This is a genomic window from Thalassoglobus sp. JC818, assembly GCF_040717535.1.
Taxonomy (GTDB): Bacteria; Planctomycetota; Planctomycetia; order Planctomycetales; family Planctomycetaceae; genus Thalassoglobus.
Genome location: NZ_JBFEFI010000001.1, coordinates 603652 through 618767, shown reverse-complemented (window position 1 = coordinate 618767; position 15116 = coordinate 603652). Strand labels below are relative to the sequence as shown.

Sequence of the window (15116 nt, the reverse complement as noted above, 5' to 3'; positions counted from 1 at the left end):
AATGTCCATTCCTCTCCAAATTTTCTATCACGATCGACCGGTCTTCACCGGAGCGCTCGATGATGCGCTCGAACTCGGTCGTCAGCAGCACCACGAGACGGACATTGCACTTCTTCAAGTGAATTCCGGTTCGGAACAGCAAGGACCGCGACTCGTCCTGGCTCCTTTGGCCGAAACGCGTATCGGACGACGACAGCTTCTCATCGAAGAAGTTGCTGATGGACTCGTGCGACTTCACAATCTGAGCCCGATCGTTCCCGTTGAAGTGACGGGGCGAGGAGAACTCGATCCAGAATCTGAACAAACGCTTCCTATTCCCGTCGAAGTCGTTCTGCCTTCCAATCATCGAATTCTGATCGGCGGTCCATCTTCTGCGAATACGCTTCAAAGTCTGGGTTTGGCGACATGTGCGCCGGGGCAGCATCTTGATCAGTTTGTTGCCAAGTCGATTGACCAACTCGATCTGGCTGGAAGCGACGTCGAACAACTCGTTCAGTTGCTGCAGGCAGCGATGGATGTCTTCCAATCAGCGAGGACGCAGGAACAATTGTTCAAAAGCGCGGTCCAGGGTGCCCGCACAATGGTCGGCATGAATCGGGCTGTGGTCGTCATGTTACGCGATGGGAAATGGATTCCGAACTGGACAGAGTCGGTTCAGCAACCATGGCGGATCAGCGAAAGCGTGCTTTGGAAAGTCCATGCTGGCAAACAAACGTTTTGGGACTCGACAGCTTTTGATGCTTCGAAAACGTCGACCAATGTCGAAGGCGTGATTGCAGCTCCTGTTCTGAACATCGATGGAGAAGTCATCGGTGCTTTGTACGGAGAGTGCCAACGAAAGCGGCTCGAATCCGGACCGGAAGTGATCAGTCGAGTTCAGGCTCGGCTCATGGAACTTCTGTCGTGCGGAGTTTCGTCAGGGCTCTCGCGAATCGAACAGGAAGTTCGTGCCATCAATATGAAGTTGCAGTTCGAGCAATACTTCACCAAGAAACTTGCCGAGGAACTCGAACTTAACCCGACACTGATCGACGGTCGGGACGCCGATGTTACGGTCTTATTTTGTGACATTCGCCGATTTAGCCGGATTTCAGAACGAATCGGAACCAAGCAAACCTTCCAGTGGATCAACGACGTGATGGAAGTCCTGTCGTTGTGCGTGAACCGCCATGACGGCGTGCTCGTTGATTATATCGGCGACGAATTGATGGCGATGTGGGGAGCACCCAAGCCACAAACTGATCATGCGAGCCTCGCGTGCCGTGCAGCGATTGACATGTTGTCGTCACTTCCGGAAATCGAACGCAGATGGAGCGAGACACTCGGCGAACCGCTCGAAGTGGGAATCGGAATCAATTCGGGCCAAGTTCGCGCCGGGAATACGGGGTCGAACTTCAAATTCAAGTACAGCCCTCTCGGCACGACCGTCAATCTCGCCAGCCGGTTGGAAGGAGCGACAAAGTATTTGCGCACACCAGCTTTGATCTCTGGAGAAACGTCTCGCCTCGTTGATGCAGATATCTCGCGACGTCGTTTGTGTCAGGTGAAAGTGGTCAATATCGACGAACCTGTTCCGCTTTATGAACTGGCTGGGAGCAGTTGCGATCCGGAACTCGTCGCTGGCTACGAAACCGCACTTGCTGCCTTTGAGCAGAAGGATTTCACGAAAGCAGCGAACTCGCTGACTGGTCTGCTCCAATCATTTCCGAATGATGGTCCCTCTCTCGTCCTTCTCTCTCGCACGGTTCACTCGATGATCAACGGAGCCGAAGCCGAACACCCGGTCTGGGTACTTCCGGCGAAGTGAGTGAAATTCTTATCACGCATTCCAATTGAACGCAAATGCAATCCTTGACTTATCAGATGCTCCGTGACTTGGATTGGATTCTGAACAGCCCTTCACTTCTGAAAACTCCGATTCCCGAAGAGTTTGGCCCTGCTGCGATTGCCGAGACGGACACCTACAGCATTGCCAAGACTCCGAGACGCGTCGGCCGCTATTTTGAAGAACTGATCGCTTGCTGGCTTCGTTCACGCAGCGACATTGAACTGATTCATCAGCAGAAGCAGTTGAGTGATGGGATTCGAACAATTGGAGAAGTCGACTTCATTTATCGTACTCCGAGTGGTGACGTCGTGCATTGCGAGACCGCGGTCAAGTTCTACCTGTATGCACCGTTTGTCAGCGACGATCAAAGCCATTTCATCGGTCCGAATTCGGCGGACAACTTTGAAAAGAAAACGTCACGACTGTTTGGCCATCAACTTCAATTGGGAAAGAAGCACTTTCCCGAGGTAACACACACATTCGCATTCATGAAGGGCCGGATTTTCATCCATCCAAGTGACGCTCTTCCCGCTCAACGCCCGAAGTACATGAGCGACAATCTGCTACAGGGAACCTGGGTTTACGAGGATGAACTCGATCTTCTGCAGGAACTCTTTCCGAATTGCTGTTACTGCCAGATTGAGAAACCGTACTGGCTGAGTCCGATTCCGGTTGGCCCTGATCAGAAGAAGTATTCACAGGCGGAGTTGGTCCAGTTTCTGGACGATCACTTTCTTAAGACCAGAACTCCCCGACTGTGGAGTGTGCGATCACTGAACGATCCAGGCGGCCACGAATTGGACCGTGTGTTTGTCGTTTCGCGCGACTGGCCGGGCACTCGATAACAAAGAATCTCGCCATCAGAATCCAGCTGCCGCAGCTCCAGGTCGACGGTGGTCGACCCCAGTCTGAAGCTCTTTGTTTTTCGGATCAACGACGATGATTTGCGCCGACCCTTGTGCCCCGAGTTGATCGAGAACGTGCCCTCGTTCGAGCAGTAAGTTAAGCGTGTCCGGTGAGAAGGCGTTACGTTCGTATTGAATTCGATCGGGAAGCCATTGTTGGTGAATGCGTCCGTAATTGACTGCGTCTTGAGCATTCATCTCGTGATCGATGACATTGATGATTGTCTGCAGAACGGTGTTGATGATCGTCCGACCGCCGGGACTGCCGGTGACCATCAAAAGTTCTCCGTCTCGTTCTACAATCGTTGGAGTCATGCTGGAGAGCATTCGTTTGCCCGGAGCGGTCAGATTCGCCTGGCTTCCGATTTGTCCGGTGAGAGTTGTCACTCCTTCGACAGGATTGAAGTCTCCCATTTCGTTGTTCAGGAGGAACCCTCCTCCAGCAACGACGATTCCAGAGCCGTAGCTGTACTCGAGGGTTGTTGTCAGTGCGACAGCGTTTCGTTGACCATCGACGACCGACAAGTGTGTTGTTTCCGGACTTTCCTGCAGCATCTGAATTTGTTTGATCTCAGAGACACCCGCTTGTTCTGGGGAGATCTTTGAATGCTGCTCTTGGGCGTATGGTTTTGAGATCAACAGCTCGACCGGTTGATCATCGACGAAGTCGGGGTCACCCAAATGACGCGCCCGGTCGAGGTACGCCAACCGCATCGACTCTGCCATCCAGTGTAACGAGTTTGCAGAGCCGGCACCGAACTCTCTCAGGTTGACGTGTTCAAGAATGTTCAGCATCTGAATCAACGTCACACCACCGGAACTGGGGGGCGGCATTGAGATAATCTTGTGTCCTCGATACGTGCCGGTCACCGGAGATCGCTGCACGGGGCGATAAGCTTTGAGATCTTCGTGGTCGATCAGGCCGCCCATTGCCTGCATCTGTTCCACAATCAAATCGGCAGTCTTTCCCTCGTAAAATCCGGCGGGGCCTTCGAGAGCAATTCGCTCAAGTGATCGTGCCAGGTCCTTTTGAACGAGTCGGTCTCCTACTGCGAATAACTCGCCGTTATTGGTGAATTGATCGAGGGAAGCTTGTGAAATTTTGAACCGGTCGTGAGATTCAGCGAGTGAGTGTGCCAAGCCGGGTGTTACTTCGAAGCCTTCGTCAGCGAGTTGGATGGCAGGTTCGACAAGCCGTTTCCACGGAAGTTTTCCATGTTCGCTCCAGGCGAGATGAAGTCCTGCCACTGAACCGGGAACTCCGACAGCCAGCGCGCTGGAGTGATGGCGATCTCGATCATATTTTCCATCCTCGTCGATCCACATTTCTGCAGTCGCGCTGCGAGGAGCAACTTCTCGAAAGTCGTAGGTTGTCGTGGAACCGTCCGCTGCGCGATAAACGAGAAACCCACCTCCGCCGATATTTCCGGCTGCGGGATGAGTGACGGCCATGGCAAATGCGCTTGCCACTGCCGCGTCGATGGCATTTCCTCCATCTCGCATCACATCCCGGCCGACTTGTGAAGCAAGTTCGCTCTGCGTGACCACCGCACAACTCGAAAACCGTTCCGGGATGCTTCCCGCAGAGAGTGATGTGCTTAACCAGACAATTGCCAGAAGCACACTGAGTGTGGTTGAGAAGAGGTGTCGCGGAAAGACCATCACTTGCTCCCGAATTAAGTCGATGCTGACTCGTCGATGACAACTCGAAGTGTTTTCAGAAAACTCTGAATCTCTTCGTCCGTGCCCACTGTGATTCGCAAACCGTCGAGTTTTCCATCGGGGTATCGATCGCACGGCTCAATTCCACCAGGGAACTGCATGAATCGAATCAGGACTTTGCGAGCTTTGAGCCCTTCGTAAATCGTCTGGTGCTTGAGCACCGGATGCGTGGCCCAAACGAAGTTGGCATCGCTTGGAACAACGTCAAATCCCAACTTAGTCAAAGCAGCTTCAAGCTGGGTGCGCGTGTTGAGAATCTTGTTTCGGTTGGCAAGCATCCAGTCCTGATCACGCAGTGCTGCTTCAGCGGCTGCCATGGCAATCATGTCGCAGTTGTAGCTGTCCTTGACTTTTCGCATTCCGCGAATCAAGTCGGGCTGGGCGATGCAAAAACCGAAGCGTAATCCGGCGAGGCTGTAAGATTTGCTGAGAGTCTTGGTCACAACAACCTGATTGCCCACCTCGGAACGGAGAAGTTCCATACGATGCGGATTCGCAGCGAAGTCGCCGTAAGCTTCATCGTGAACCAGCACTCCGTTCGGCGGAACGAGTTTCTGAATGCAGTCCAGCGACCACGAATTCCCTGAAGGAGAATTTGGATTCGGAAGAAACAGCATTTTCGCTTGTTCGATCAGCGGTCGATTTCGCTGTAAATCCCAGGACCAGTCCTCATTGAGTTGCAGCCGGGCTCTGCGTGTTCCTTGAATTTCGGCAAGAGTTTCGTACAGAACGTAACTCGGGTACGGGTACGCGATCAGATCGTTCTTGTCGGCAAACGCTCGAACGAGAATGGTCAGGTTTTCGTCACTGCCGTTCGCAGGGAGAATCCAGTCGGGATCGACTCCGTAAACCTCCGCCGCAACCTGGCAGAACTTCCGCCCCAATGGATCGGGATAAACATTCAGCCGACCCTCCGCTGCTTGCTTGATCGCCGCAACAACTGTTGGCGACGGAGGATATGGGTTTTCGTTGGTGTTGAGCTTGACCCATCCAGTTTCTTGAGGTTGTTCTCCAGGGGTGTAACCAGCAAGGGCTTCAACATCGGGCCGGAACAGTGACGTCATTAAACAGTGTCTTTCACGAGAGAACTAAAGGAACAGGCAGTTGAGCCGATTTCACACAATCACTGTGACCTTTAGCGACAAGGTCACAGTGACCCATTGTGACGAGATCGTCTACTCTTGCCAGTCCTCACGCAACGTTTCGATGCGGGCGGTCAATTCTTGAACGACGTCAGGGTGTTGTTTCGCCACATTGGTCATCTCTTCAGGATCGCTTTGGAGATTCACCAGAAAGACATCGTCATCGGCGGTGAGTTCGCCTTTATCGCTTCGGTCTTGAGGATGAATCAGCAATTTCCATTGTCCGGATCGGAGTGCGAGTTGCGGCTTATTCCCAGACCCAAGTTGCCAGAACAATTCTTCGTGAGGGGACGCTTCGTTTTTGATGACAACGCTAGCGATGCTCTTTCCATCGAGGTGATGATCAACCGGTTCAACGTCGCACAATTCAAGAATTGTTGGATACCAGTCACAACCGAAAACCATCTGGTCGCGGACTTCGCCCTGAGGAATCTTCTCTGGCCAGGAAATAAAGCTCGGAACGCGAACTCCCCCCTCAAAGAGGCAGCCTTTGGCTCCGCGAAGATTTCCGGCATTGCCGCCTCCGAAAAACGCTCGTTCTTCGGTCGAGTGACCGTGGTCAGACTGCAGAATCACAATCGTGTTTTCTCTCATCCCTTGCTCATCGAGAAAGTCGAGAACTTCGCCCACTTTCTCATCCATCGTTGAAACGAACTCTGCATACATTCGACGTGGAGCGGGCAGGTCCTTGTAAACCTCTCTCCATCGTTCGGTCCCCTGCATCGGGTAATGCGGGACATTGATCGCCCAATACAGAAAGAATGGTTGATCCGGTTCCTGGCCGATGAAGTCTTTGCACTCGCGAACCATTAGGTCAGGGAAGAATTGTCCATCCTCCCAGATTTCTTCCCCGTTTCGCCAGAGATCGTGACGATTCGGACCCGCCCAGTAGAAGAAGTGAGAGTAGTTGTCGATGCATCCGCCCATATGGCCGTACGAGAAGTCAAAACCCTGACCATTCGGCATCGTGGCTTCATCATACCCCAGGTGCCATTTTCCGACGTGACCGGTTCGGTAACCGGCAGCCTTGAGTGCTTCGGCAATGGTCACTTCGCTGGGAGGCATCCCGGCATGTCCGTGCGTCGATGAGACGTTTCCCGGAACTCCGGCTCGGGCAGGAAAACGTCCGGTCATCAGCCCAGCTCGTGAAGCGGAACAAATCGCCGACGGAGAATACATCTGCGTGAACCGAACCCCCGTTTCGGCGAGCAGATCCTGAGTGGGGGTAACGAGGTCTTCCGACCCATAACAATTCGCGTCAAAACTCCCCTGATCGTCGGTGTAGATGAGCACAACGTTGGGAGGTGCGGCGTTCACATCTTGAGGACTTTGCCCCCAAAAACTAAAGACTCCGACCAACAGGATGAGCAATTTCCGTTGCTGTGAGAACATGCGAGCCATTTCTGTTCTGAGTTGTTTATCGAGGTTCAGATTCTGAGATCAGAGCGATTCAGTGTTTCAGGATCGATTTGGAAAACGACTTGGAATTTGAATCGGTGGGGCGTGCGGCAAGTACGAAAAGCGGGCGTGATTTGTGTGGAGAAGTTATCCATCGCATGGCAAAAGCATAGTCGATGAATCCAATTCGTTTTCGATCAGGAAGGAAGTTGGGAGCGGAGGTAAGGATGCCTGTCCCACTAAAGAGACCACTCCTAGACAAGAAGTGGCCTCGCGATTGTGATTACCAACATGATTACTCGGTGGATGAGACTTGTGCGTCTTCCGTGGCTGTATCTGGAACTTGCACGACGAGAATTTCAACGACGAATTCTCCGCCCGAACCGCCTCGCTGTCCTCCTCCATAGCCTCCATCGTAGTTGGAGGAATCATTGTATCCACCTGAGTTTTGGGGACTTCCAGGGGCATTTTGAGCGGGCTTTTGCATCAGGTCAGCAACTTGACCGCGCGCCTTGTTTCGGGAGAGGAGAACGTCAACGCTTTGGAGGTCGTCAGACTTTCGGTCCTTCTTGACTCCAGCGTCGAGCCACATTCCGTTGCCGTTGAGAATCGTACGAACTTCTTCGCCACGAACTGCGTTGCGGTAGTGTTGAACTGTTGTGTTGTTCAACTCGGATGACTCGATGCGGACGTAGTTGACGATCGTCTTTTCGAGCGGAGCGAGACCGCTCGAATCGCTCCCAGCGACTGGAATTTCGAAGCGGTGTGAGGCGGTCACCTCAGCGTTACGATGCAGGTCCAGCGGAATTTCTGCCGGTTGATAAGGGGTCGCGTTTTCAGTTGTCGATGCGAGTTTCATCCGATCCATCAGGCCGATCAGGCTTTGTTCGCTGGCATCGAGCCAGGCATAGCCAGCTTCAATCCGGGCTTCTCGATCTGGATCAGGTTCATCGTTCTTACGGGGTCGAAACGCGGACTGACGATTGTTGCCCTGTCCTGTTCTGGGATTGGCTTCCGGTCGCTCTTCCCGCGTTTGTGATTTGGTCAGTAAGTGGATTGCGGGATCGTGCAGATGTTTCTCGAAGGCTTCCTGAGCAATTAGAACTGCTGGTGATTTCAGGTTGTGTTCTGCGAAGAAGCTTCTGAGTGCATCTCGAGTTTGAACTGCCGGGATTTGCGCGGCCAGCAAGAGTGCTTCTGTTGACTCAGGATTCTTTTCCATGTTCTGAGCAGCAAACTGCACGAACTCAGGAGTCCAGAGGTAAGTCACGATTGACTCAGCATCCTCTTGTGAAAGCGGAATAGATTCAACTTCGATCGGTTCCGCTTTCACCTGCGGCCGAGGTGCTTGAGCCATCGAGGACGGACCACCATCGGGGTTGTAGTTGCTGTCGTAACCGGCGCTGTCTCCGTAGTCATCGTAGCTGTTGTACTGCGAAGTTTGTCTTGGCTCGACCGGATCTTTCGGGACACCGACGAGTGCATCCATCGCCGAAGTTGCGAGACCGATGTGCAGAGCGACGGCTCGGTCCGCGAACGGTGATGTGGCTGCTGCATCGGACTGAGTGAGTGCTGTCCACAAGAGTTGTCGAGTCGGATTGTTCGGGTGAGGGATATTTCGAAGCAACGCGTTCATGGCGATCTTGACCGACTCGCCTTCCTCAAGCCCCAACTCCGTTGTCCCGCTGAAGACATTCTGAATGACGGTGTAGGCTTCTTTTGTCCCGTTTTGAGCCAGCAAATCGATGAGTGAAGCAGCAATTTGTGATTTCGGACTGGCTTGCTGACGACCACGATTCTGATAACCGTAGCTTCCATCATCGCCTCCGTCATACCCTCCGCGGTATCCACTGTTCGCGCTGGAATTGGTTTCCGGTTCAGCTGTCAGTGCGGCAATCCACAATTCGAACTGTTTGACGGCTTCCGCGTCGGCGGGTTGAGTTTTTGAGAACGTTTCGAAAACTGGGATGACTTTCACATCACCTTCGGCAATTGCCTCGGTGACTTGTTCGGGAGTCCATTCAGCGGTGTTTTCCGGACGAGGCGGCTTCCGAGATTGGTTCCCGGGATAACTTCCTCCATCGTAACCTGGGTTGTAGCCGTTGTAGTCATCACCGTCGTCGTCATCGCTTGAGTAGCCAGGATTGTAACCTCCTCCAGAGTCTCCATGTTCCCCGCCACCAGGAGGTCCACCAGCAGAAGCCATTTCATTCGACTGGGGTGACTCTTCACTCTCCCCCGGTGCTTCCGCTGCGGTATCTTCGGATACGCTTTCTCGACTGCTGGAAGTGTCGGCTGCTGGCGTCGAGTTCGATGCAGCAGTGCTGCTTGCATCATCACCTCCACCGCATCCCACCGCCACGACACATGCCAGGCAGAGTGCGAATAAAAGATGCGATGACAATTTTAGATGCTCTCGCTGATGCTCTGACATTCTCTGTGTTCTCCACATCGTCGAACGCTGCGACATAAACTTTGCCGCTACCCTGAAAGCCACAATTTCTGCCAATTGAACCGGCAGGAATAACACGGGCTCAGTTTCGCATCTCAACAGTGGAAAAACCAGTCCAATTGAACTTCATTGATCCGTTTCGTTCCAGCGCAATCCAACTGTCCCTGACGGATCAAGTACTGGTCGACACAGAAGTTCACTGTCCTTCAGGAAGCAATCGCGAGTCTTCGAGGATCACTGACAGATGGTGAAGACCTTTTGAGCACTCTCGATGACGGCGATCGAATCGTCGCTTTGAATCAGTTTCTGGACTTCTTCATCGCTTTCGAGAGGGATCATGAACAGCTCTTCCACGATGTGCGATGGCAGCTCGCTACGGAGATAAACGTTCGCCCAGTCTGCGACTTTGGCAAGTTGAATCGCTGCCTGATAACCGTGTGGACGATTGCTTTCCAGCATCTGAATCGCTTCTTCCGGAGTGCGGGCTTGCCGCATCAACTCAATCGCTTCAGTGAGCTTCTGGTCGAGTTGCGTCAGTACGATGATCCGCCCTTCACGGTCAACAATTCGTCGAGCTGAATTAACTGCTTCAGCAACCTGATCCCAATCCTGACCAGCGGGTCCGGACTCGATGGCGATGAGGACCATTTCCACCCGCTGTTCCAACTCAACGAGACATGTCTCGACAAGTTCTTTACGAGCGGTTCTGGCAACAGCGTCGCTTGCCCCTGCGAAGACCGCTTGAATTGCGTCTCCATGACCGGGAATGACGCTGACGACAAACTGCATCCCCAGCAGCCAGCCAACTTCATCAGCGAGTTGCCGCAGCGGCCGCTGATCCTGAGGGGTGAGTTCGTCGTGTCCTTGTCCGACGGCTTGCTCAATTGCCTCAGCATTGGACAAGGCTGGGTACAAGACTCCCGATTCCCCACGGAATCCCATGAGAGGATCGAAACCCGCCACGCCGACAGCGATCACGAAATCGGCATGCACAACACTGCTTGCGAGGTAAATTCGCTGTCCGCCGCTCGACGACGCCAGATACGAAATCCCCTCTTCGGACTCAGGATCGTGGCGGACCCACTCAATTTTTGAACGCGGATCAGGCGCAAGCAGCACGCGAGGATCGTTGACTTCTAACCCCGAACGGGCTTTCGCCTGAAGGATCGTGACATCTTCCGGCGACACTCCAGCTTTCGACAATTCTTTCCAGAGCATCGCGATAATCGCATCTGCCCGAGGCGTTTCGGGATCGAGAGCGATCAAAACCTTGTCGCCGGGAACACAGGCTTTCTGAACCGTTGGAAAGTCGATGGGATTTGCCAATGCGTCGCGAATGGCACTCGCAACGTCTCCCACGTCCGGACGCGGAAGGAAATGGAACTGCATCCGCTTGTCCAGAATCTCTCCACGAAACGAACCGTTTGATCCGAATGTGCAATGCAATGAAATCAGTTCGTTACTCATGTTGGATTGAAGCGCCTACCGCTGGAAAGGTTGTCTCAAAGCTGCATTTGAATCGATTAGTGTTCACAAAAACAATCGAGGTGACTGCTTTGATTCCCGTCGGCATCAATGATTATTATCTCTGTTCACCATGACAGACCGGATTTCCCACGAGAACATGACCGACGACGAATTGATGATCCTGATTCAGGCAGGAACTCTCGATGCGTTCAACGATATCGTCGAACGGTATCAGGGGATGTTAGTCGGGTTTTTTCTTCGCAATACCCGCGACGTCCAACTTTCTGAAGATCTCGCCCAGGAAACCCTGCTCAAGGTCTATAATCAAGCGTGGGACTATTTGCCACTCGGACGATTTCGAGGCTGGATGTTTCGAATTGCTCGAAACCTGTTGATCGATAGTGTTCGTCGTCGCACAAACGATGCCTTGGTGCAAGCGGTCAAGTGGCAACCGCAAACTGAAGACAACGCCCTGAATCGTATTGCTGAGGAGATCTTTCAGCCAGAAGAACGCGTGCAGCATGTCGAGTTTGCCTCGTTGATCGACGAACTTCTCGCCGAGATTCCTGACGATCAAAGACAGACATTTGTGCTTCACCATTATTCAGAACTGAGTCTCCCCGAGGTTTCGGAAGTGATGGAAGTTCCGTTGGCGACTTGCAAGAGTCGTCTGAGGCTGGCTCGAGAGAAGCTCGCCGACAAGCTTCATGCTCGTGGAATTGGCCCGCAAGGGCTTCAAGGATTTACAACAACCTGAGTTTGATCGGCCAGATTCGATGGAATGTTCGCAGTCGACAAGAATCAACCGCAGAAAACACTCGAACAAACTCTTTACAATGTTTTTCAGTCAGGCACACTGTTGATCGAATGATCGAAATTATCTCGGAAACCGAATCTGATTGATCCGCGATGAAAACTTTGACGTTTGACAATTCACTTTGCCCATGAAAGCGGGTGTTCGGGATACCTAAAAGATGCCATATTTCAGCCGATTAACAGATATCGTGACATGCAACCTCACTTCCATCCTGGAGCATGCAGACGACAAGGAAGCGGTTCTCAAAGAGATCATCTTTGAAATGACGGAGGGGCTCGCCGGAGCGGAAAGAAGCGTCGGGACGGCTTCCACGAACGTTTCACGTCTCGAAGTCGAAATCGGTGAGCAGCGACAACAGGCCGAACAATGGGTTCTGGAAGCACAAAACGCACTCGCCAGCGGAAATGAAAATCAGGCACGTTCCGCCCTGGAACGCAAGCACGAAGTCGAAGACCTCATCGCGGGGCTTGAACAACAACTCGCTGCCGCGGTTTCCACTCGAGATCATCTCAAAACGATTCTAAATGCTCTTCAGGCTCGCCTCGCTGACGGACGCCGTCGTTTGCGCAGCCTTGATTCCGAGACGCAAGAAGCTGACGTCGCATCGAGCACGGGCGCTGATCCCGAAACGCCAGCGGTCGCTGAGAAAAAGTCGAAAGTCGATGCCGAACTCGAAGCTCTCCGGAAGCAAATGCAGGCCAAGTAAGCGTCGATCTTCGCAATCTCACTGCACTTTTCTTGACAAAACATGTGAGTTCTGACGGCCCGAAGCTTGACCGGGAAAAGACTTCGACGACTATCGTGCGAATTGCGAACTTTTCTCGACTTCAGGACTCTCGTTCTCTGAAGATCCAGCTGACTGGGGAGTGTATGAACCCAGCAGTGATGCTTTATTCCTTCTAGCGTTGTGATTCCGAACCATGCGACTCTCCAAGGCTGTCCAAACTCTCAAACCGTCCGCCACAATCGCTGCTGCGACGAAAGCCAAAGAACTTAAGGCATCTGGAGTTAAGGTCTACGAATTCACGCTGGGAGAGCCGGACTTCACAACTCCCGAGCACATTTGCGACGCAGCCAAGCAGGCGATTGACGCCGGAGAAACTCACTACACCCCAGCTGCCGGGACTCCCAGCCTGAAGCAGGCAATTTGCGACCGCTACCAGCGGGACTACAACCTCAGCTATCAACCCTCGCAAGTTGTCGTTTCCAACGGGGCGAAGCATTCGATCCACAATGTTCTGTCTGCCCTGTGCGGTCCTGGCGACGAAGTGATCATCCCAACACCTTATTGGGTGAGCTATAGCGCACTCGTCGAACTGACCGGCGCGACACCTGTTCTTGTTCCGACGACACAGGAAAGTGGATTCTGTCTCTCAGCCGAACAGTTCGAGTCTGCGATCACAGACAAGACCCGACTGATGATGTTGAACAACCCATGCAATCCGACCGGAGCGGCCTACCCGGTTGAAACGCTGGAGGCTCTCGCGAGAGTTGCCGTCGAACGCCAGATTCCCGTTCTCTCTGATGAAATCTACGAGCACTTGATCTACGAAGGTGCCGAGTTCCGGTCGTTTGCCTCATTCGGCGAAGACGTCAAAGACTTGACCATCATCGTCAGTGGAGTCAGTAAAGCTTACGCCATGACCGGTTGGCGAATCGGTTGGACTCTTGCTCCGGTCGATGTCACGAAGGCCATGAGCAACCTCCAAAGCCAGCAAACTTCAAATCCGTGCAGTATCAGCCAGATTGCCGCAGAAGCTGCCCTGAACGGACCTCAAGAGTGCGTGCAGGAGATGTTGAAGCACTTCGCTGAACGTCGCAAATACGTCCTTGAACGCTTGGGCAACATCGATGGACTGAGCTTCGCGACTCCCGGAGGAGCGTTCTACGCATTTTTCGATGTCAGCAAGTTCTTCGGAAAACCGCTGCAGGGTGGCGTCGTTGTGAATGATGCAACCGAGTTCTGCACCGCAGCTCTCGAACAGGCTCATGTCGGACTCGTCACCGGCGATGCCTTTGGTGCTCCGGGTTATGTCCGATTGTCATTCGCAACCGATCTGAAAACACTCGAAGAAGGTATCAACCAGCTCGAAAAATTCCTCGCTGGCTAGTTGGCTGCGAGGAACTTTTTCTCAATTCGAGAAGAAGACCGATTCGGCGGACTTTTTGAGAATCCAGTCTTTGTCGTCTGCGCTCAAGAAGTCGATTCGATCTGTGATCAGCGCCAGTGAATCGTTGTAGTTGTTCGGCGAAGTCAGTTGATAAGGACAGTCGCTTCCCCACATCAGTCGTTGCGGTCCGAATTTGTCATAGAGTTGACGGATCATCGGAACGAGTTCGCGATGGGGAGGCTGTTTTTCTCCCAGTGCGTAAAACGCAGAAACTTTGACGAACACGTTGGAGAATCTGGCAAGCTGCAGCAGGTTGTCGAGATCGGACTGACGAATCGTTCCGTCGATTCCAATTCGGGCGAAGTGGTCGATGACAACTGTCGTCTCTGGAAACGACTGGCACATGCGATCGACTTCCGGCAGGTACTCCGGGTTGATGAGCGGACACATGGCCAGCCCAATCTCTGGGCCACGGCGCCACATCTCCTTCATTCCCTCAGAGTCGCTCCAAAGTTTGACGCCCCCATCTCCCGGGCGAATTCGAAGTCCGCGGCAACCAGAATCGTGGAGACTGACCAGTGAATCTGAAAGGTTTTCTGATCTTGGTTCGACGCAAGCAACTCCGGAGAAACGACCGGGGAAATGTTTGATGGTGTCAACGAGATATGAGTTGTCTTTGTCGTGGTAAACTGTGTGTTGAATTAGCACCACACGACTGACACCGACCGGCTCGGCAATGGCAAGCAGTTCTTCAGGTGTGAACGTTCGAGGTTTTAAGTCTGCGGCTGTCTGTGTTCCCTGAAGAGGATATAACTCAATGTCATCTGTCCAGACATGGGAATGACAGTCGATGAAGCCTGACTTCATATTGTCCTCTGCAAAGATCTTCGAAAAGCCAAAGCTCACCCCGAGTGCCAGCGACGTCGACTTTAAGAACGTTCGTCGATTGTAATCCCGAACATTCACGCTCTGCTCGGTGTCAACATCTCGGTCTGGATTCATGTTTCGACCAGTCTCTTTGGACATGCAAGCGAGGTTTTCAAAATGTTGAGAGCGTGTTGCTCTGGACCGATCAGCATGGTCACATCGGTTGGTCGATGATGGCAGGAATCACATCGAGGTTCAATCCACGCATTTAGGGCGTTTTCTGATTTTGAGTGCACAGGAAAGAGCAACTTGCTTTAGGAGATTTCTGATGTCGTGTCCGAAAATCGTGTCACAGGTCAAGAATGAATACGCTTCTGAGAAGACAGATCGAAGTCGTTCCGAGTCGA

At 52.8% G+C, this 15116-nt stretch carries 11 protein-coding genes; 5 read left to right on the top strand and 6 right to left on the bottom strand.

Annotation, left to right across the window (positions count from 1 at the left end; genetic code table 11):
• Window position 1 precedes the first annotated feature (1 nt).
• A complete protein-coding gene (locus AB1L42_RS02160) occupies window positions 2–1807 on the top strand; it encodes an adenylate/guanylate cyclase domain-containing protein (protein WP_367050678.1) in 1806 nt (601 codons plus the stop codon).
• Between the two features lie 35 nt (window positions 1808–1842).
• Complete coding sequence (locus AB1L42_RS02155) at window positions 1843–2673, top strand: DUF1853 family protein (protein ID WP_367050676.1); 831 nt, start codon at window positions 1843–1845, stop codon at window positions 2671–2673.
• Between the two features lie 15 nt (window positions 2674–2688).
• Here AB1L42_RS02155 and ggt read toward each other — a convergent pair whose 3' ends face one another.
• From ggt to AB1L42_RS02130, 5 genes are all read right to left on the bottom strand, one after another.
• Window positions 2689–4395 (bottom strand): gamma-glutamyltransferase, encoded by a 1707-nt coding sequence (gene ggt, locus AB1L42_RS02150; RefSeq protein WP_367050674.1) that lies wholly within the window; start codon window positions 4393–4395, stop codon window positions 2689–2691.
• 14 nt (window positions 4396–4409) lie between these two features.
• Entirely contained in the window at window positions 4410–5519 is a 1110-nt protein-coding gene (gene hisC, locus AB1L42_RS02145) for a histidinol-phosphate transaminase (protein WP_367050672.1), read from the bottom strand.
• 111 nt (window positions 5520–5630) lie between these two features.
• Entirely contained in the window at window positions 5631–6998 is a 1368-nt protein-coding gene (locus AB1L42_RS02140) for a sulfatase-like hydrolase/transferase (protein WP_367050670.1), read from the bottom strand.
• 292 nt (window positions 6999–7290) lie between these two features.
• Window positions 7291–9429, bottom strand: a complete 2139-nt coding sequence (locus tag AB1L42_RS02135; protein WP_367050668.1) for a hypothetical protein — start codon at window positions 9427–9429, stop codon at window positions 7291–7293.
• A gap of 252 nt (window positions 9430–9681) precedes the next feature.
• A complete protein-coding gene (locus tag AB1L42_RS02130) occupies window positions 9682–10836 on the bottom strand; it encodes a lactate racemase domain-containing protein (RefSeq protein ID WP_367050666.1) in 1155 nt (384 codons plus the stop codon).
• A gap of 208 nt (window positions 10837–11044) precedes the next feature.
• On the opposite strand from AB1L42_RS02130, the gene AB1L42_RS02125 reads away from it, so the two are divergent.
• The 3 genes from AB1L42_RS02125 to AB1L42_RS02115 all read left to right on the top strand — a co-directional run bounded on the left by AB1L42_RS02125 (window position 11045) and on the right by AB1L42_RS02115 (window position 13842).
• Window positions 11045–11671: an RNA polymerase sigma factor gene (locus AB1L42_RS02125; RefSeq protein ID WP_367050664.1), complete on the top strand. Its 627-nt coding sequence runs from the start codon at window positions 11045–11047 to the stop codon at window positions 11669–11671.
• A gap of 217 nt (window positions 11672–11888) precedes the next feature.
• Window positions 11889–12437: a PspA/IM30 family protein gene (locus tag AB1L42_RS02120; RefSeq protein ID WP_367050661.1), complete on the top strand. Its 549-nt coding sequence runs from the start codon at window positions 11889–11891 to the stop codon at window positions 12435–12437.
• A 214-nt stretch (window positions 12438–12651) separates the two neighbouring features.
• Window positions 12652–13842, top strand: a complete 1191-nt coding sequence (locus tag AB1L42_RS02115; protein WP_367050659.1) for a pyridoxal phosphate-dependent aminotransferase — start codon at window positions 12652–12654, stop codon at window positions 13840–13842.
• 21 nt (window positions 13843–13863) lie between these two features.
• Here the strand turns inward: AB1L42_RS02115 and AB1L42_RS02110 are convergent, their stop codons facing one another.
• A complete protein-coding gene (locus tag AB1L42_RS02110) occupies window positions 13864–14844 on the bottom strand; it encodes an amidohydrolase family protein (RefSeq protein ID WP_367050658.1) in 981 nt (326 codons plus the stop codon).
• Between the last annotated feature and the right edge of the window lie 272 nt (window positions 14845–15116).